This is a genomic window from Halovenus anhuiensis, from assembly GCF_037080055.1.
Classification (GTDB): Archaea; Halobacteriota; Halobacteria; order Halobacteriales; family Haloarculaceae; genus Halovenus.
Genome location: NZ_JBAOJI010000011.1, coordinates 22,189 through 40,214, shown reverse-complemented (window position 1 = coordinate 40,214; position 18,026 = coordinate 22,189). Strand labels below are relative to the sequence as shown.

General features: G+C 53.9%; 16 protein-coding genes and 1 pseudogene. 6 read left to right on the top strand and 11 right to left on the bottom strand.

The annotated features are described in order from the left end of the window. Positions 1 to 83: 83 nt before the first annotated feature. Entirely contained in the window at positions 84 to 1,442 is a 1,359-nt protein-coding gene (locus V8P86_RS17550; RefSeq protein WP_336328593.1) for an MmgE/PrpD family protein, read from the top strand. 9 nt (positions 1,443 to 1,451) lie between these two features. Here V8P86_RS17550 and V8P86_RS17545 read toward each other — a convergent pair whose 3' ends face one another. Both V8P86_RS17545 and V8P86_RS17540 read right to left on the bottom strand, forming a co-directional pair. Beyond that, the gene (locus tag V8P86_RS17545; RefSeq protein ID WP_336328592.1) at positions 1,452 to 2,942 is read right to left on the bottom strand and encodes an aldehyde dehydrogenase; all 1,491 of its coding nucleotides are present in this window, start codon (positions 2,940 to 2,942) and stop codon (positions 1,452 to 1,454) included. A gap of 63 nt (positions 2,943 to 3,005) precedes the next feature. After that, a complete protein-coding gene (locus V8P86_RS17540; RefSeq protein ID WP_336328591.1) occupies positions 3,006 to 4,214 on the bottom strand; it encodes an acyl-CoA dehydrogenase family protein in 1,209 nt (402 codons plus the stop codon). Between the two features lie 499 nt (positions 4,215 to 4,713). Here V8P86_RS17540 and V8P86_RS17535 point away from each other — a divergent pair, with 499 nt between their 5' ends. After that, on the top strand, positions 4,714 to 5,484 hold the full coding sequence (locus V8P86_RS17535) for an IclR family transcriptional regulator (RefSeq protein WP_336328590.1): 771 nt from the start codon (positions 4,714 to 4,716) through the stop codon (positions 5,482 to 5,484). Between the two features lie 94 nt (positions 5,485 to 5,578). Here the strand turns inward: V8P86_RS17535 and V8P86_RS17530 are convergent, their stop codons facing one another. Beyond that, positions 5,579 to 7,525 carry an archaea-specific SMC-related protein gene (locus V8P86_RS17530; protein ID WP_336328589.1) on the bottom strand — a complete coding sequence of 649 codons (1,947 nt, stop codon included), beginning with the start codon at positions 7,523 to 7,525 and terminating at the stop codon, positions 5,579 to 5,581. An 88-nt stretch (positions 7,526 to 7,613) separates the two neighbouring features. Continuing rightward, complete coding sequence (gene rdfA / locus V8P86_RS18990) at positions 7,614 to 7,814, bottom strand: rod-determining factor RdfA (RefSeq protein ID WP_442909424.1); 201 nt, start codon at positions 7,812 to 7,814, stop codon at positions 7,614 to 7,616. Between the two features lie 469 nt (positions 7,815 to 8,283). Here rdfA and V8P86_RS18985 point away from each other — a divergent pair. Both V8P86_RS18985 and V8P86_RS17525 read left to right on the top strand, forming a co-directional pair. Then, positions 8,284 to 8,445: pseudogene (locus V8P86_RS18985) on the top strand (helix-turn-helix domain-containing protein); the annotation flags it as partial. Between the two features lie 72 nt (positions 8,446 to 8,517). Continuing rightward, positions 8,518 to 9,042: an IclR family transcriptional regulator gene (locus V8P86_RS17525; RefSeq protein WP_336328588.1), complete on the top strand. Its 525-nt coding sequence runs from the start codon at positions 8,518 to 8,520 to the stop codon at positions 9,040 to 9,042. Here V8P86_RS17525 and V8P86_RS17520 read toward each other — a convergent pair. The 7 genes from V8P86_RS17520 to V8P86_RS17490 all read right to left on the bottom strand — a co-directional run bounded on the left by V8P86_RS17520 (position 9,033) and on the right by V8P86_RS17490 (position 16,549). Continuing rightward, positions 9,033 to 9,494 (bottom strand): nuclear transport factor 2 family protein, encoded by a 462-nt coding sequence (locus V8P86_RS17520; RefSeq protein WP_336328587.1) that lies wholly within the window; start codon positions 9,492 to 9,494, stop codon positions 9,033 to 9,035. The genes V8P86_RS17525 and V8P86_RS17520 overlap by 10 nt on opposite strands. Further along, on the bottom strand, positions 9,491 to 10,468 hold the full coding sequence (locus tag V8P86_RS17515) for an alpha-ketoacid dehydrogenase subunit beta (RefSeq protein WP_336328586.1): 978 nt from the start codon (positions 10,466 to 10,468) through the stop codon (positions 9,491 to 9,493). The genes V8P86_RS17520 and V8P86_RS17515 overlap by 4 nt, the downstream gene beginning before the upstream one ends. A gap of 2 nt (positions 10,469 to 10,470) precedes the next feature. Further along, complete coding sequence (locus tag V8P86_RS17510) at positions 10,471 to 11,451, bottom strand: thiamine pyrophosphate-dependent dehydrogenase E1 component subunit alpha (RefSeq protein ID WP_336328585.1); 981 nt, start codon at positions 11,449 to 11,451, stop codon at positions 10,471 to 10,473. Between the two features lie 60 nt (positions 11,452 to 11,511). Next, on the bottom strand, positions 11,512 to 12,291 hold the full coding sequence (locus V8P86_RS17505; protein WP_336328584.1) for an enoyl-CoA hydratase/isomerase family protein: 780 nt from the start codon (positions 12,289 to 12,291) through the stop codon (positions 11,512 to 11,514). A 126-nt stretch (positions 12,292 to 12,417) separates the two neighbouring features. Next, positions 12,418 to 13,428, bottom strand: a complete 1,011-nt coding sequence (locus V8P86_RS17500; RefSeq protein ID WP_336328583.1) for a quinone oxidoreductase family protein — start codon at positions 13,426 to 13,428, stop codon at positions 12,418 to 12,420. Between the two features lie 151 nt (positions 13,429 to 13,579). Next, positions 13,580 to 14,743, bottom strand: a complete 1,164-nt coding sequence (locus V8P86_RS17495; RefSeq protein WP_336328582.1) for an acyl-CoA dehydrogenase family protein — start codon at positions 14,741 to 14,743, stop codon at positions 13,580 to 13,582. A 69-nt stretch (positions 14,744 to 14,812) separates the two neighbouring features. Next, a complete protein-coding gene (locus V8P86_RS17490; RefSeq protein ID WP_336328581.1) occupies positions 14,813 to 16,549 on the bottom strand; it encodes a dihydrolipoamide acetyltransferase family protein in 1,737 nt (578 codons plus the stop codon). A 203-nt stretch (positions 16,550 to 16,752) separates the two neighbouring features. Between V8P86_RS17490 and V8P86_RS17485 the strand changes: the two genes are divergently transcribed. Then, positions 16,753 to 17,142, top strand: a complete 390-nt coding sequence (locus V8P86_RS17485; RefSeq protein ID WP_336328580.1) for an SCP2 sterol-binding domain-containing protein — start codon at positions 16,753 to 16,755, stop codon at positions 17,140 to 17,142. After that, the gene (locus V8P86_RS17480; RefSeq protein WP_336328579.1) at positions 17,139 to 17,948 is read left to right on the top strand and encodes an alpha/beta fold hydrolase; all 810 of its coding nucleotides are present in this window, start codon (positions 17,139 to 17,141) and stop codon (positions 17,946 to 17,948) included. Before V8P86_RS17485 ends, V8P86_RS17480 begins: the two co-directional genes overlap by 4 nt. Positions 17,949 to 18,026: the final 78 nt, after the last annotated feature.

The following is an 18,026-nucleotide window of genomic DNA, read 5'->3' as shown; positions in this document are numbered from 1 at the left end:
TTCGGTTGTACTGTCTAAAGTCATCTGGTCAGTGCCAGGCCACCGGCAACAGCTATTAGTAAAAACAGAAAAATCGCCAATATATGGGCCAACAGTCTTCGCAGACACCAGAAACCAGGCTTGCCACGTTCGTCGCCGAAACGAACTACGGTGATATTCCAACTGAAGCAGTCCGTGCTGCAGAGTGTGCCTTTGTCGATACTGTCGGCGTGACCATGGCGGGCAGCGATGGCGACGCTGGCGCACGAGCGATGCGGATTGCAGCACACGAAAAGGGAGAGACGACGCTGCTCGGCGGGGCAAACACATCGAGTCTACTGGCCGCTGTTTTCGCGAACGCGACGGCGGGACACGCGCTCGATTTTGACGACACGGCGCTGTCTGCAACGGACGGCCACCCGAGTGTTCCGATGGTCGCGCCGCTGCTCGCGATCGGCGAGCGCAACGCAGCGGCCGGCCGAGAACTGCTGACCGCCTACGTGATCGGCTTCGAGACACAAGCGTATCTCGCCGCGCCGATCAGTCCGGAACATTACGAGCGAGGTTGGCATGCAACGGCAACCATCGGCGTCTTCGGCGCGACTGCTGCCACCGCGTCGCTTCTTGACCTCTCCCAGTCCGAGATTCGACACGCACTCAATATCGCTGCATCAATGCCAGCCGGCCTCAAACGGAATTTCGGTTCGATGACTAAGCCTGTTCACGCCGGGCAGGCCGCTAGGTCAGGTGTCAGTTCCGCGCGGTTAGCCGCCGAAGGAGTGGATGCCGACCCAACCGCGATCAGCGGTGAGCGAGGATTTTTCGACCTGTATCGCGGTCAAGAACCACCCGACCTCACCGCTGCTCACGACCTCGGCGAACAGTGGCAGCTACTTACTGACGGAATCGATGTCAAAAAGTACGCCTGCTGTTACTACACTCACGCAGCGATCTACGGCGCAGTCCAACTCCTTGCCGAGTACAGTATTGGTGCTGACGACATCGAATCGATACGCATCGAGGCCTCACAGGGAGCTATCGATGCTGTCGAATATGACGATCCCGAGACCCCAACGCAAGCCAAGTTTTCCATGCCGTATCTCATCGCGTACGCGGTTGTCAACGGAACAGTTGACATTGATGCGTTCAATCAGCAGTCAATTTCTGACCCAGAAGTTGAAGAGATTCGCAAGCGGGTCTCTTTCGCTCTTGATGAGAATCGACCGTACGACGATTACGGTGCATCAGTCACAGTCGAAATGACAGACGGATCCGTCCACGAGCGAACGCAAGAGCAACCCCCCGGAACGGCTGATAATCCGCTGACTGACGCCGAACTACGGGAAAAATTTGAGATGTGCTGCCAGGTCATCCGATCCGAAGACTCCGCCGAGACAGCCTACCGTCGCCTGGATTCGCTGCGGAATGTCGAGGATATCTCTACGGTCACCGGACTTCTGTAGCAGCCCCACTCAACCAAGTTTGAACGGATCGGACACTTCGCCGGAAAGGTCCTTGTAGACGCTTTTTGTCTGTAGATACTCCTCGAGTCCTTCGGTTCCGTTCTCGCGACCGAGGCCGCTGTCCTTGTAGCCGCCGAACGGGGAGTTGTAGGCGAGCGTTCGGTACTCGTTGATCCAGATTGTTCCGGCCTCGAGTTCGCTTGCCAGCCTGTGGGCACGCCGCATGTCTTCGGTCCAGATGCCGGCTGCAAGCCCAAATTGTGAGCCGTTTGCCTGAGAGATTACCTCGTCCTCGCTGGAAAAGGTCAGGACGCTCGCCACTGGGCCGAAAATTTCCTCCTGTGCGACGGTCATCCCGTTCTCGACGTCTGTTAGAATTGTCGGTTCGAGGAAACACTCGCCGGGCAAGTCTTCAGGCTGTCTCCCACCGAACTGCAGCGTCGCGCCCTCTTCCTGCGCGAGTTCGATGTACTCCATATCGGTCTCCCATTGATCTTTGAACGCGACCGGACCCATCTCCGTCTCTGGATCCATCGGATCACCGAGTTCGACAGCTGCAGCCCGTTCAGTGAATTTGTCCACGAACTCCTCGGAGATATCGTCGTGGACGAACACCCGCGAGCCAGCCAGACAGGTCTGTCCCGTCGCTGCGAAAATGCCCTTGATGACTCCATTGATTGCGTTGTTGAGGTTTGCGTCCGGGAACACAATGTTTGGACTCTTTCCGCCGAGTTCCAGGGAGGCCGGAATCAGACTCTCGCCCGCTTGCTTCCCAATTTCACGCCCAACCTGCGTGCTTCCTGTGAACGCAACTTTGTCGATATCCTCGTGGCTCACCAGACTACTGCCCGTGGGCCTCCCCTCTCCGGTCACGACGTTATAGACTCCGGCTGGGAGACCTGCCTCCTCGTGAAGCAACTCAGCGAACCTGAGAGCACTGACCGGCGTGTACATGCTCGGCTTGTGGACAAATGTACAGCCGGCCGCGAGAGCGGGAGCGAGTTTGAACGTTGTCAGAAGCAATGGGGAATTCCAGGGCGTAACAGCGCCGACCACCCCTCGAGGCTCTTGGACGACGTAGTTGAACATCTCTCCATTTTTGTTCTCGACCGGAACGACTTTGTCCTCCATCGTCCGGCACTGCGCGCCGTAATACCTGTACCAATCGCCAAGTGCCTGCATCTGCCCACGCATCTCCCTGATGAGTTTCCCGTTCTGTCGGGTCTCCATCTCCGCGAGTTCGCCGGCGTGCTTGTCGATAACATCACCGATGTTCTCTAGCAGATCAGCCCGCTCGCTCGGTAGAAGATCACCCCACTCCTCGCTCTCGAACGCGTTTCGGGATGCCTCGACCGCGCTGTCGACATCTCCCGTAGTTCCGAGCGGGACCGATGCCCAGACCTCGTCATTGTACGGATACGATACCTCACCGCGATCATCGCTTTCCGAGTCAACGTATTGGCCGTCGATAAAGTGCGAGTATGTCTCTAGTTCACCCATATACTGTGTGTGACTACGTATCACATTAATTCTTTTCGTGGGTTGGGCGGTACGCAAGATGGGTCAGTACGACTGCGGAAGATCAAGCGCTTTGGTTCCCAGATAGTTCAGCGCGAGTTCCTGCGTGATTGGTACCAGTCGCGTCAACCGAGCCTCTCTGAAATACCGTTCGATATCGTACTCTCTGGCGACGCCAAAACCACCGTGGGTCTGGACTGCGACATCGGCCGCCTCGAATGCAGCCTCAGCCGCGAGATACTTCGCCATGTTCGCTTGGATACCTGCGTCGGTCCGCGAGATATCATGGATTCGGTCAGCCGCGTTGTAAACAACTTGTTTTGCAGCCTGGAGATCAGCGAAGGCCTCTGCCAGTGGATGCTGGATAGCCTGATTCTTCCCGATTTTCCGGCCGAAGACCTCCCGTTCGCTGGCGTACTCGGCACCAGTGACCAGTGCGGACCGTCCCAGCCCGATGCACTCAGCGGCGATGACAAGACGCTCCTCGTTGAGGCCGTCAAGTAACTGGTAGAATCCCTTGCCCTCCTCGCCGATGAGATGATCTTCCGGGATCCGAAGATCCTGAAACCAGAGTTCGTATGAGTGGACACATCTCGCGGCAGTTTTTGGTATCGACTTCATGTCGAAACTGTCACTGTCACGCACTCGATTCACATCGAGAAGGAACATCGAGATTCCTTCCGTACTTTTCTCGACCTCAGACTTCGGGGTTGTCCGAGCCATCAAAATCAGATAATCGGTATGATCCACCCGGGAGATCCAGATTTTTTGCCCGTTAATGATGTACTCGTCGCCCTCCCGCTCAGCGACAGTTTCAATCGATGTAGAATCTGACCCTGCATTCGGTTCTGTGAGTCCGAGCGACTGGATGGCCGTCTCGCCGGCGGCTATTTTGGGCAACAGTTCTGATTTCATCTCTTCGCTGCCGTAGTTAACGATGGGCGGAATATTGTAGATGCCACCGTGGATCGACTGGGCTGCAGCGAAGCCTCCTGTCGCGCCGATTTCTTCCATAATAACGACAATTTCGCTCGTCGACATCCCCGGGCCATCGTACTCTTCGGGAACGAGCGCACCTATCCACCCTTCATTCGCCAGTGTTTCGACAAACTCAGTCGGGTATTCCGCGTTTTTATCCCTCTCACGCCAATACTCGTCGCCGAAATTATCACAGATCTCACGAATATTCCGCCGAATCAATCGCTGCTCTTCGGACAGTTCTACCATTTCCATGGCTGACTGTAACGAACTCATTCTGTACACGTTTTGGTGGCTACAAAATAAATCTATGGCTGAACTACGCTGAAAACCATACTGGTGTGCTGCTCGTAGACGATTAGGTGGAAAGCGCGCTGCTGTATAATCATCCTCAACCCTCTCTTTTCGGCATTAGTGAACAGACAAGGCTCAAACTTACTCATGAGAGACCTCTATCTGGTGCCTTGATCTTATTAAAAGACGAAACCGCCCACAGTCCCTCAATTTAAATCAATATTATCCCTTTTAGAGAAGAATTTGTTCCTATTCACGATACCCGAACAACTCAAATTCGGGTATAATGCCGTTGTATACGATTGAACGCTGCAAACTCTCTTTCGCTGGAAATTGTATTGTACGGCGATACCGAATCAAACTACAGAACCCACTGTGTTCGACAGCGACCCCAGAGTAGATGTGTGAGGTATAGTAACACATAATGCGTATTGTTCGATAATCCCGAATCTTTAATACTGTCTGTGAGTAGTCTCCACATATGGAATCTAACAGTAGTGATAACCGATCTGTGAAATCAGTCCACCGAGCAATGGAGATCGTGGAACAGATCAGGGAAACTGGCGGTGCAACAGTCACTGAACTTGCCGAAGAGAGTGAGTTAGCAAAGAGTACAGTCCATGGATATCTTTCTACGATGTACGATGAGGGATATCTAACCAAAGACGGAAGCGTCTATCACGTGGGCACGAAATTTCTCCGACTCGGAGAACATTCTCGCACGCGCCGGCAAGAATATTCGATGATCGCCGAGAAAGTATCAGACTTAGCAGAACGGACTGATGAACGCGCACAGTTCGTCATTGAGGAACATGGGCAAGGTGTGTTTCTCTACCGTAAAACCGGCGAACATGCCGTCGAGACAAACTCCGGGACAGGGAAACGAATGTATCTCCACTCTACATCGGCTGGCAAATCCATTCTCGCTCATTTCCCCCAGGAGAAAGTAGAGACAATCATCGAGGAATGGGGGCTGCCGGTTCTTACAAAAAATACCATCTCTGATCGGGAGGCCTTGTTGAGCGAACTGGAGGATATCCGAGACCGTGGATACGCGTTCAATCACGGAGAGAATATTGAAGGGCTTCACGCTGTCGGCGCACCGCTCGTTCTCGAAGAACAGGGAGTCATCGGTGCACTCTCAATTTCGGGCCCGACACATCGAATGAAAGGGGAATGGTTCAACCAAGAGCTTCCTGATCTCCTCCTGGGAATAATAAACGAACTTGAACTCAATATTGCATATCAATAATATGCACCTTCTCGCTACTAAGCAGTGCAAATATCTCATAACGTGCACTCAGAACATTTAGAATAACACCATTATGTTTGTTAGTGAAACCTGTTCAGATTTCAGTGAGTCGTGCGTACTCTTCAGGAAGCGCACTTGCGTCCTCTGGTAGCAGCGCGACGATGAGATACTCTGTGTAGTCTTCGAGGTAAGAAATGAGGATTGCAATCCGTTCAGAGTCAATTGCCTCAAGCGAGTCCAACAACATGAATGGGACTTTTTCGTGGACATCGTGGGCGAGATATCCCGCTAAAGCAAATACCAGTCCGGTTACCTCGCGTTCACTTTCTGAGAGGTTATGGACCGTGTCTTCGTAGGTTACCCCTGACTCCGTCTGGCGGATGATGTGCAAATCAAAAACACTCTTGTCTCGCTTGTGGCGGCCATCGGACACCTCCGTCTCAGTTCGTTCTAGCCAGATCCGCGAGATATTCTTGTATTCGAGGACATCGAGCATCGTGTCCATGTGATCGTTGAACTCCTCGATTGCCTGCGTTTCGATTCGTTCGATCTTCGTCCGTAGCCCTTCAATTTCATCCGCGACATCTTGCCGCCGAGCCTCCAGTTCGGATTCCTCATCGAGTTGATTCTCAATCGTCACAATATTCTCTTCGACTCGTTCAAGATCGTTTTCGAGTGTCCCAAGATCGTACTCCAATTGGTTCGCCTCCTTATGAAGAGAGAGTATCTCTTCGTACGCGTTGTTCTCAGAATCCTCGACCTCTGCCTCGATTGTCTCAATCTCTTCGCGTAGCTCCTCACGGCGTTCCGATAAGGTCTCGATTCTGCGTTCCGTATTCTCGAGTTCATCTTTCAGTTCGCGCTGGCGGCGTTTGAGCTGCTCCCGTTGGCGTTGTTGGTCTTGTAGTTCGCGTTTTTCCGCCTTCACTTCCTCCAGTTCCGTATCGATATCATTGATTTCACTGACAGTCTTTTGACTATGATCTTGCAGGGTTTCGATCGTGGCTTCAATCTGATTAGACTCAACTTCGGTGCCGCACGTCCAGCAGGTGACTGTCTTCTCTGGCAGGAGTTCATCAGTAATCGCTGCACTGTCGTTGTTTTGATTGTCTACCGCTGGCATGAACTCGTCAGTATCCTCTTTGAGTCGCTCTTGATTAAACCTGATGACGCTCTGGAGTTCGTTCAACTCTGACTCTAATTCCTGTTTATTATTACGAAGCCGCTTGATCCGCGAGTCTAATTCCTTTAGCTCGCCCGCCGGAGTTTCAGAGAGTTCCTCGTAGTCGGTCTCGACCTCACGTTTCTCAGCCCGGAGAGATTCGATACTGTTTTGTTCGGTCTCTAGCTCATACCGTACGTCTTCGAGGTCTGAGCGCTTTTGTCGGAGGTTTTCGAGTTTTTCTTCTAGTTCCGCCTTTTCCTCGCGACTCTGTTCAACGTCGGCATCTGTCACATCGATTTCCGCTTCGAGTTCCTCGAGTTCGGTTTTTTTATCTTCAATCTGACTCTCAAGTCGTTTCCGCTCTTCCTCAAGAGAGGGCAGCCGACTTTTGAGGTCATCGAGTTCATCAAGTTCATCGTCGATCTGTTGTCGCTCCTCGACCAGACGGTTGATTTCTGCTTGAATTTCGTCGGTATCGACCGGCCGCATAATAATCTCTCTTAGATCACCGTCGGTAACTACTGCCCGTCTGGCGTCGTTAGATTCCAATAGAAACGCAAAGAGATCAGCGACAGTCGGATCCGCTAGATATGGGTCACCACTAGTGGAGATGGTTCCACTGCGACTTTCAAGCGTGTGCGTATAGGTGTTCCCGTCAAGCACCAATGTAACGTGACCCTCGTCAGCATCAGCCTTCACTGAAACATCATCGCTCCCGATAGCAGCCATCACCGCTTTCAAAAACGAAGTCCTGTTAGTAGCATTCCGACCCGCCAACACCGTCACACCTGGTTCGATTGCGACAGATGTTTCGTCGATCCCACCGAGTTTCTCCACGGTGAATTTTGCCTTTGAGCCGACTTGTTCCATACTCATATAAAGACACTACTGATCCACTACTATCAAAGCTTTGGAAAATACGCAATTGAATAACAATCTTATGTCTGTTATTCATTCTACTGTCTCACAGTTGCAACCCCCCTTGATCAAGTAACTCCAGAATATCGAACTGAGAATTACAGTCCTCACAGACGATGCGACTATCAGCTAAAGTCTGAAACTCTCCGAGTGTTAGCTGGTTGTTGTCCCGAAGCTGCTCAATACCTCGTTGCCATGTGAGTCGGCCGTTTCCACTCGATTTGATAGGGAAATTAATCCAGTCCAATTCGCTTAGTCCGTCGGTTCGAATACCAATCCGAAATTCATCACTCTACTCGTACTCGGATATAGCATCTGGTAATACCGGTTGGGATATATTCCACTTCAGAGTAATCCTTGGACTCTCTCAAAATACAGTAAAAGTCGCCTTAGACGTTTTTGTAGCCTAAATCGATATAATATCGAAATAATGTAACACTCCAGACTCTTTCACATATTCCCCAGAGCGGTGCAGAAAAGAACTATTTCATAGCTATTCGCCGGCGGATTTCTCAATTGGTAATACCGGACGATTTGTTGGTCTTTGGTACATGTACACATACACCACACACAGCAGTTTCGAATCAGACCAACAGAAATTGGTGGTAAAGTTGAGAATTATTATGCTATATACTCCCAAAACAGGAAGATTGTCGGTAACTCAGTCTGTTTGGTAATGCCGGAAACTTTTCAAGGTGCGGCATACATGTTCATGTATGTCGCAAGATCTACCGATCAATTCCCTGTGGACATCGTTTGAAATAATCGAGATAATCGCAGAGCGAGGCGGAGCGGGGATTTCCGAGTTAACTGCGGAGTTGGATCGACCGAAGAGTACCGTGTATGACCACGTGGTCACTCTGTACGAACTTGGGTATCTGGTACAGCGAGGTCAGACGTATCACATCAGTTCAGATTTCCTCCGGATCGGAGATATCAACCGTCGTAACATGGAGATCTATCAGGCTGCTAGCGACGAGCTTGAACAGTTGGCGGCGGAAACCGGAGAACACGCGAGTCTCACAGTTCAGGAACACGGAAAGGCAGTAATCATCGCCACTGAAGAGGGAACTGAAGCTATCCCGGTCAATATATACAATGGTATTGTCATGCATATGCATACCGCGGCACCAGGAAAAGCAATTCTCGCGTATCTCGATGAAGACCGGGTGTCCGACATTATCGATCAGCACGGGTTGGTTGAACGAACGAAGAACACAATCACCGACCGAGATGAGTTGGACGACGAATTAGCTTGGATTCGTGAAAATAATTATGCGCTCGACGACGAGGAGCGATTGACTGGCATGCGCTCGATAGCGACGCCTGTTATCGACCGAGACGATCGAATCCGGGGGTCGCTGACAATCTACGGACCGACGAATCGCATTGACGACGAGCGATTCCACGAAGAGTTCCCGGAGTTGCTTATGCGGTCGGGCAACATCGTCGAAGTACTGATGAACTACGATTGATCACTCCCGACGATTTCGGCCCAACCCTCGTCATACTCTGCAAAGTAGTTGAAGTCAGCAATAACCTCTGCGAATCGCCACTCCCCATCGACTAGTTTGTACTCGTCGTCATAGACGCCCTGAATCCATCCCGCAGAGCCCTCCGCAAAGGTACAAGGGACCTCGAAGTACCACTTCCCAGTTGCCGCCGTCCCATCAATATTGATTATCGGGTTGTGGACCATATGGGCAAGAAACGGATGTTCCTCCCCAACGATATTCTCGGCGAAGTCCCGAACTGCATCCCGTCCATCGAAGGATCCGATTGGGCCGAAATCAAGATGTGCGTCTTCGGTGAATAGGGCTGCATATCTGTCCCAGTTTCGCGAGTCGATCTGGTAACAGTACTCTGCTCGCAGTTCGGTGATCGCCTCTCGGTGCTCCAGTCGTGTGATTCGGTCTTCTAAGCTCATAGTCGTGGCATTCCTCGGATCGCAGTTTCAATGTCCGATGCGTCAGGGACGACGGCCTCGGTTAGCGGCGGTGAGAACGGAATCGGCGTATCGTCGACGCCGATAACCTCAACCGGTGCTTCGAGGTGGTAAAATGCCTCCTCTTCGATGCGTTGGGCGATATAAGACGCTGGTCCATTCTGGATGACGGACTCGTCAGCGACGACGACGCGACCAGTCTTTTTGGCGCTCTCGACGAGCGTCTCGACGTCCAGCGGTTTCAGCGTCCGAGGGTTGATGACCTCGACGCTGATTTCGTCGGAGATCGACGACGCCACGTCAAGCGCATGGTGAAACATCTTTTGTGTGGCGACGACTGTCACATCCGCACCCTCACGTTCGACCACTGCTTCACCGAGCGGTAGTGTGTAGGACTTCTCGGGAACTTCTCCTTCGCGGTTATACAGTTCCATATGTTCAAAGAAGATGACTGGATCATCACACCGAATCGCGCTTTTGAGCAGCCCTTTAGCGTCGTACGCTGTGTTCGCGAGAACAACCCTGACCCCCGGCATGTGCATGAACAGCCCGTGCAAGCTCTTCGAATGCTGAGCGGCAGCATTCGATCCAGGCCCACCGTTGACGGTTCGAATTGTTATTGGGACGGTCACGTCGCCGCCGAACATGTACTTAAATAGACCAGCTTGATTCATCACCTGATCAACTGCCAGACCCATGAAATCAGCATACATGATCTCCGCAATTGGGCGAGAGCCGGTCAACCCTGCGCCCGCGCTACTCCCGACGATTGCCGCTTCGCTAATTGGGGTGTCGATGACCCGATCACCGCCGAACTCGTCGTAGAGCCCTCTAGTGACGGCGAAACTACCCCCTGGCTTCCCGATGTCCTCGCCAATGAGATATGCCGAGTCGTCGCGGGAAAGTTCCTCTGACAGTGCATCGTTGATCGTGTTTCGCATTGATTTCTCTGGCATCGTCAGATCTCCTCTGTGTAGACACCCTCAAAAGCCGCTTGCTCGTCGGGATAGTCGCTGTCTCGGGCGAACTCGACTGCTTCGTCGATTCGCTCGCTCGCAACTGCGCGTATCTCCTCTACATCGCTTTCATCGAGATTATTGCTCTCGACAAGGGATTTCTCGAGGGTTGTAATTGGGTCACGTTCGCGCCACTGCTCTACCTCCTCCTCGGTGCGATAGGTCATTGGATCACCCTCGTAGTGGCCGTGATATCGGTACGTCTCACAGATGATCAGAGAAGGGCCGCCTCCATTCCGGGCGCGTTCAACCGCCTCAGCAGTCGCCTCGTAGACCTCATGGACAGACATACCGTCGATTGTCTCGGCAGGCATGCCATAAGCTTCACCTCGGGCCTCAAACCCATCGACGTTATGCTGATCTTCTGCAGGTGTCATCTCCCCGTACTGGTTGTTCTCGCAGATGAATACAACCGGGAGGTCTCGGACGCCCGCAAGGTTCATCGACTCGTGGACGACGCCCTCCGCCATCGCGCCTTCGCCGAAAAACGACAAGCAAACACGATCGTCGTCTGATTGATCAATGGACAGCCCCGCCCCAGCAGCCAGCGAGGGACCCGCACCGACGATGCCGTTGGCGCCGAGCATTCCCTGGTCGACATCAGCAATATGCATACTTCCGCTCTTCCCGCCGCAGTATCCGGTTTCTTTGCCGAAAAGCTCTGCCATCATCCGGTCTGGTTCCAGACCCTTGGCAATCGAGTGACCGTGACCGCGATGCGTACTCGTGATGAAATCATCGTCGTCAATCGCCCAGCAGGCTCCGGTTGCGACCGCCTCTTGCCCGAGACAGAGATGGACGAACCCGGGAAGTTCGTTGTCCTCAAACAGCGAACTTACCCGCGTCTCGAACTCCCGTATTAGTATCATTTCCCGAAGTTGGTCGATTAACTGTTCCGTATACTCAGCTACCACATCTGGCATGAACTGATATCGTGAACCGGGACACAAAAAACTATGTGCCGGCGTCAGCGGATTGTCATGCTATTTGCCGAACGAAGGGTCGCGTTTCTCGACAAACGCGCTCAGTCCTTCTTCTTTGTCCTCGGTCTCGAATAGCAGCCCAGCCAATGCCGCCTCTAGCTCCAATCCAGACTCCAGCTGAGCTCTGGTCTCATTAATGGACTTCTTGGCGAACCACTGAGCAACCGGTGGCCCGTCAGCAAGTTCAGTCGCTAACTCGTCGATATGTGTGTCGAACTCATCGTCATCGACAACCTCGTTGGCGAGTCCGATTTCAACGGCTTCGCTCGCCGAAATGTGCTTCCCGGTCAGTATCAACTCCTTGGCCTTCAAATAGCCCACAAGGTGCGCGAGACGCTGCGTCCCACCTGCACCTGGAATAATTCCGAGACCAATCTCCGGCAGGCCGAATATAGCGCTTTCAGTTGCGACAATGAGATCACACATGAGCGCGATCTCGGTGCCGCCGCCAAGAGCCGCCCCGTTGACGGCGGCTATCACCGGGACACGGCTTCCCTCAATCGCCTCTTCTAGGTCGCTCATCGCCTCACGGAACTCGCTACGAAACCAGATGCCCGACTGGTCTTGGAACTCTTTGATATCTCCACCACCGATAAAGGCATCGTCACCTTCGCCCGTCAGGACCACTGTTTGAACTTCAGGTGACAGTGTCTCAATTGCGTCAGCGAGTTCGACCAACACTTGGGCGTTGACCGCATTCATCGCCTCTGGCCGCGCTACGCGAACTGTTCCAATCGATTCGTCTCGTTCAACCTCGACTGTCTGGTACTCTCCTGCCATCTTTCGAGTCTTCGAGGGGTGTTCTCATAATAGTTGTCCACACTGCGTTTATTTGTTCTTGTATGATGTGTGACAAAGGCATCCCGCTGCCAACACGCCGGTCGATATTCCATCAGTCCGGACGGGTCAAGGTGTAATGACGAGATTCCCGATGACGTCTCGGTTTCGCATGTCGGCGAACGCTTGCCCGGCCCGATCCAGCCCGTATGTTTCGTGAACCGGCGGCTCGATGGTCCCGTCTTCGTATAACCCGACGACTCGTTCGAGGTCGGCCTGAGTACCCATCGTACTCCCGATCACTCGCTTGTGTTCGAGAAACAGTTCTTGGGTATCAATCTCGGAGAACTGTCCAGCCGTCCGACCACAAATCACCATTCGACCGCCCCGATCAAGTGCGGACATACACACTCCCGTAAACTCCCCACTCAAGTGATTAATCACTGCGTCAACGGGTACTATATCGTCCAATTTCTCACCTAGCTCTGTCGTATCTGCCGCTTGGATTAGTCGGTCGGCACCAAACGCTGGGAGTTGTTCCAGTTTTGTGGCCGACGACGAAGTACAAATTGATCGGACGCCCATTGCGTCTGCGAGTTGTGTAGCCGCGACGCCGACACCGCCCGTTGCGCCAGGAATCAGTACGGTGTCGCCTGCGTCGACCTCCGCGCGACGGAACATGTGCCAGGCGGTCATGTACGCCACCGGTAAGGCAGCTGCAGCTATCAGATCTACCGCATCAGACACGGGGATCAATCGATCAGCGTCGACGACTGCCTGTTCGGCGAAGCCACCGTGAAAGAGACTGTACTCCTGACAGAGGTTCTCAGGCCCATCACGACAGAACCGACACGACCCGCAGGTCAACATGGGGTTCAACACTACTGGGTCACCCGGCTGGAAACCATTGACATCGTCTGCAGTTTCCCGGACTGTGCCCGCGACGTCGACGCCGGAGACGAACGGTAGGTGGTCTTCCTGCAACCTGAAGTCGCCTTCGAGGTATAGAAGGTCGTGTCTGTTTACCGATGCACCTTCGACATCGATAACCACCTGCCCAGCGTCCGCAGTCGGCGATTCTAGATTGATTACTTCGACACCCGACGGGCCACCAAGGGCCGTAAATGCTGCTGCGCGCATATTTCCACCTTTCGACCCACCACCATTATGTTTTCCCCAGTCTCCGACTGAATGTCCGTTGTTTCGGAGAATAGGCCGGCGAGGAAACCGAAAGCTAGCGTGACTAACCGATGAGGGGCAATCCTTGACAACTCTGCTTGACCAACAACCCTCAGTACGATCGTGGAAGGTTGAGGACTTCCGTACCGACGAATGATTTGACTAATTCGTCACTCACTGGTGCGACACGTGCTAGGCGAACGTCCCGATAGAGTCGCTCAACGTGGTACTCATCGGCGAATCCCATGCCGCCGTGGGTTTGGATCGCTTGGTCACACGCATTGAATCCGGCCCGGGCACCCATGAACTTCGCAGCGTTGGCCTCCATCGAGCAGTCCTCTCCTTTGTCGTACAACGAAGCGGCCTTATAAATCATGAGCTTTGCCGTTTCCAGTTCCATCTTTGATTCTGCAAGCGGGAACTGGACACCCTGATTCTTTCCAATCGGGCGCTCAAATGCCTCTCGTTCCTTCGCATAATCGACTGCAAGGTCCAGCGCGAGTTCCCCAGCCGAAAGCGGGATTGCTGCCCAAATAATCCGCTCAGTATTGAGCGTGCCCAGCAGGTGGTAAAATCCTTTATCCTCCTCGCCGAGCAGGTTCTCTTCGGACACCCGGACACCATCGAAGACCACCTCACAGGAACCGAGACATCGCATACTGAGTTTGTCGATTTTGTTGACAGTGATGCCGTCGGCATCAGACGGGACGACGAACAGCGAGATGCCGCTGTGGCGCGAGCCGTCTTCCATCGGCGATGTCCGTGCGAGGGTAACGATGTAGTCCGAGACGTGTGCGCCCGTTGTCCAAATCTTCGTCCCATTCAGGACATACTCGTCCCCATCCTCCTCGGCAGTCGTTTTGATACCAGCTGTGTCAAGTCCGGCGTCCGGTTCGGTCAGGCCGAGCGAGACGATTGCACCATCGGCAATCTCGGGAAGCCATCGCTGCTTCTGTTCTTCGTTGGCGTGTTCGTTAAGCGAAATGCCGCCGAACACTGGGCCGAGCGTGAGTAGGTTTGGTCCGCTGACGCCCCCGCCGTTTCGTCCAAGGGCCAACCCGGTCGCGACGATCTCGGTCATACCGAGTCCCTCACCGCCATACTCTTCTGGTACGGTCAGACCCGTGAACCCGGCATCTGCGAGTTCGTCCCAGAACTCGTGAGGGAACTCCTCCGCATCGTCTTTCTGACGCCAATAGTCGAGCGGGTAGTCCGAACTAATGTCTTCGGCCAAGCTTTGCATCATCTGTTGCTCTTGGGAGAGAGCGAAATCCATCACATATTACTTCTACTCGTGTGTATTAGTATTTTTGCCAGGAAACAGTCATAAAATACGGGGTGCTTCTCACAGACCGGTGATTTCCGGATCGTTGAGGCCGGCGATCGTATCCGCGTATTCCGATTCTCGGCATGCGGCATATACGAGTCGCTTCGTCGTTGCCAGTGTTGCCCCGTTCGGTGACCCGATCACAACCGAGGGCCCGCCGTCATTAAGCGTCACCTCGAATTCTGGAACGGGCCAGTCATGGCTCGAAGCTATCTCGTTCGCGTGCGCTTGGACATCACGGGAGATGATTTCAGCAACGTCGTCTTCTCCCAGCTCGCTCGCGGGTTCCGTAATGTCGTCCCCGCTGGCGTCGTGTTCGGCTTTCGCTGCGTCGATCTTCGTCCGAGCGTCTGCTCGGTCTGCGACGACGAGTGACGGCGACTCGATCCCCTCAGTAATCGTATCCAGGAACTGAGCAGCAGCGGCACCATCTACCACGCGGTGGTCGAACGACAACGAGAGCGTACAGGTACGCTCGTCGCCATCCTCACGGACTCGACCGACGCCAAGGATGGCAATTTGGGGCGGGTTGATGATCGGATCAAACGAGTCCACGCCGAACATCCCGAGGTTGGTAATCGTGAATGTTCCTCCTTGCAAGTCGTCCATGGTATGCTTTCCGTCCAAGACATCGTCGGTTAGACGGCGTCGCTCGACAGCGATTTCTGTCAGAGATCGCTCCCCGGCGGACCGAATCACCGGCGTCAGCAAGCCTCGGTCTGTGTCTACGGCCACCGCGACATTTCGCTCGGCAATGTTCCTGACCGTCTCGTCCTCGAACCAAGCGTTGAAATCGGGGTGCGCTGCGAGGGCACGGACCGAAGCTCCGACTAGAAGATCTGTGAATCCAATATTCACATCCCACTGAGTCGTTAGGTCCTCAGCCGCTTCGAATGCCCGTTCGACGCCAATTTCGCGGTTGAGCGTGACGTGGGGCGCTTGCCGTGCGGACTGTGACATCCGGTCGGCGATAGTCTTGCGCATTCCCGAAAGGGGCTGTTCCTCGGTGATTGTGACATCCGATGGATGAGTATCCACGGTGGTACTCGATGAGGGGGGTTCCGCGGCCGACTGCTGGTCCGCCCGTCCTGCTGCGGCGCGAACGTCGGATTCAGTGATTCGCCCACCGATTCCCTGTCCCTCGACGTCGTCGAGGGAGACACCGAGTTCTCTCGCCAGTCGCCGCGTGCTTGGACTCGTAAAGTCCGGCCCCGTAGTAGCCGTTTCGGTCGCCTCTGGCTCTGATTCTCCCTGATCGAGGACTGCTTCTACATCACTCCGAAGAACAGCTCCCTCAGGACCGTTGCCGTCGATCGCTGCGAGGTCGAGGTCGTGTTCCGCAGCCAACTTGCGTGCGCCTGGGGCCGCGCGCTCACGCTCATCGCGATCTCCCGACGACTCCTCGGCTGCTGGCTCTTCAGGTTCCGCTTCTGAATTAGGTACATCACTCCCGTCACCGTCGTCCGCGTCGTCTGAAATACGACTGCGTGGCTCGGGTGCATCCGCTATGCTCTCGTCGGGCCCAAGCACGACCCCGAGGACCGTCCCCGGCGGCACTGACTCCCCAGCCTCAACGTCAACCCTCGCGAGCGTTCCGTCCTGATTGGCGGTGATTTCCGCAGACGCTTTCTCGGATTCAACCTCTGCGAGAACCGTCCCATCCGTTACTTCGTCCTCTTTGTCGACGTGCCACTCGACGAGGAGGCCTGTTTCCATCGTATTACCCATCATTGGCATCCGAACTGCCTGTACCATTGCTTGCCACATTATTCAGACCGGGGGATTAAAACAGTAGCGTCGGCGTCAGTGTCACGGTGACATGTACTGACGACGATAGACACCGCGTCATAGTTGGGTTTCATGACGTGTTACTGGGTGCCCTATTGTAAACAGACCTTCATTATGTAAATTTATAATGCATTATAATTATGTACTCTCAAAAGAAAGTTGGTATCGGTATGCACATACCATCAAAAGACTGGATCGACAAATTACAGGAGAAATGCAACGACGACGCCCAGTTCAATCGAGCCGCCGAGTGGTCAGATGTCAACGTAGTGCTTGAGGTTGACGACGAACGATACTGGCTCAAACTGTACGGCGGAGAGATCATCGATACGATGAAGTATGAACCAATGTCGAACCCACTAGGATACGATGTCATCCTGTCGGGTTCCGTGGAGGCTTGGCAAGCGGTCAACGACGCAGAAATGCCGTTCTGGAAAGCCTACAGCCAGGGTAAGATAACTATTGATGGGAATCTGCTTGAAGCGAACAGAATGCACGAAGCCATCGTTCGGATGGCAGAACTGATGGGTGAGAATCTGAAAGTCGAGGGGGACGCATGACAGATCCTACTGGACACTACACGGATGTCGACGGGACGCGGATATACTACGAGGAGATGGGTGAGGGCCTACCGTTCTTCTGTATCCACACTGCCGGTGCCTGTTCTATCGAGTACTACGAGTTCCTGCCGCTAATCGCCGACGCGGGCTACCGGGCCATCGCCGTCGACCTCCCGGGGCATGGGAAATCTTATCCGGTTGACTGGGAACCGTTCCGACAGATGCGCGAGTATTCGGCGTATACATGGGAGATTATCCAGGATATCTGTGACGAAGCTCCCATCGTCATGGGTTGTTCCATCGGCGGTAATATGGTCACCGATATGGCCTGTCACTATTCTGAGGACATGCGAGCAGCTCTCGCACTCGAAGGGGCGGCACACACCCCGACGTTCCCCGACGTGAACGTGTACGAACACCCACACGCTTGCCCGGGTTGGCGAGACATAATGGAACGGGCAGCCGAACAATCTATGCACCGCCCAGTATCCGAGGCGAAAGTCGAAGAGACGCGGTGGATGCACCGGTACGCGCCCCAGGAGATTGCTACCGGTGATCTTCAGTCCTGGGTTAACCACGACGTCCGGGACGAACTGGGTAATATCTCCTGCCCGTTCATGCTATTCAAAGGCGAGTCGGACTTCTACGTCCCCGACGAGATAATGGAGGCCACGATAGCCAGTGTTCCCGACGAATACGGAGAGTTCATCGTCGGTGAAGAGATGGGGCACTACCCGATGTTCGAGGACCCACAAGGACTTGCGGAGACCAGTCTGGATTTCCTCGACCGCAACGGAGTCGCGTAAAACGCCGCCACGACACCCCTCTTTTCTCGTTGCCGTCACGGACACAGTTTCAAGTAGCCTCCCTCCGACACCACTGGT

What these genes read in the sequence shown, in the direction of transcription:
- V8P86_RS17550 (WP_336328593.1), top strand. Translation starts at nt 84, where the DNA reads ATGGGCCAACAGTCTTCGCAGACACCAGAAACCAGGCTTGCCACGTTC.
- V8P86_RS17545 (WP_336328592.1), bottom strand. Translation starts at nt 2,942, where the DNA reads ATGGGTGAACTAGAGACATACTCGCACTTTATCGACGGCCAATACGTT.
- V8P86_RS17540 (WP_336328591.1), bottom strand. Translation starts at nt 4,214, where the DNA reads ATGAGTTCGTTACAGTCAGCCATGGAAATGGTAGAACTGTCCGAAGAG.
- V8P86_RS17535 (WP_336328590.1), top strand. Translation starts at nt 4,714, where the DNA reads ATGGAATCTAACAGTAGTGATAACCGATCTGTGAAATCAGTCCACCGA.
- V8P86_RS17530 (WP_336328589.1), bottom strand. Translation starts at nt 7,525, where the DNA reads ATGAGTATGGAACAAGTCGGCTCAAAGGCAAAATTCACCGTGGAGAAA.
- V8P86_RS17525 (WP_336328588.1), top strand. Translation starts at nt 8,518, where the DNA reads ATGGAGATCTATCAGGCTGCTAGCGACGAGCTTGAACAGTTGGCGGCG.
- V8P86_RS17520 (WP_336328587.1), bottom strand. Translation starts at nt 9,494, where the DNA reads ATGAGCTTAGAAGACCGAATCACACGACTGGAGCACCGAGAGGCGATC.
- V8P86_RS17515 (WP_336328586.1), bottom strand. Translation starts at nt 10,468, where the DNA reads ATGCCAGAGAAATCAATGCGAAACACGATCAACGATGCACTGTCAGAG.
- V8P86_RS17510 (WP_336328585.1), bottom strand. Translation starts at nt 11,451, where the DNA reads ATGCCAGATGTGGTAGCTGAGTATACGGAACAGTTAATCGACCAACTT.
- V8P86_RS17505 (WP_336328584.1), bottom strand. Translation starts at nt 12,291, where the DNA reads ATGGCAGGAGAGTACCAGACAGTCGAGGTTGAACGAGACGAATCGATT.
- V8P86_RS17500 (WP_336328583.1), bottom strand. Translation starts at nt 13,428, where the DNA reads ATGCGCGCAGCAGCATTTACGGCCCTTGGTGGCCCGTCGGGTGTCGAA.
- V8P86_RS17495 (WP_336328582.1), bottom strand. Translation starts at nt 14,743, where the DNA reads ATGGATTTCGCTCTCTCCCAAGAGCAACAGATGATGCAAAGCTTGGCC.
- V8P86_RS17490 (WP_336328581.1), bottom strand. Translation starts at nt 16,549, where the DNA reads ATGGTACAGGCAGTTCGGATGCCAATGATGGGTAATACGATGGAAACA.
- V8P86_RS17485 (WP_336328580.1), top strand. Translation starts at nt 16,753, where the DNA reads ATGCACATACCATCAAAAGACTGGATCGACAAATTACAGGAGAAATGC.
- V8P86_RS17480 (WP_336328579.1), top strand. Translation starts at nt 17,139, where the DNA reads ATGACAGATCCTACTGGACACTACACGGATGTCGACGGGACGCGGATA.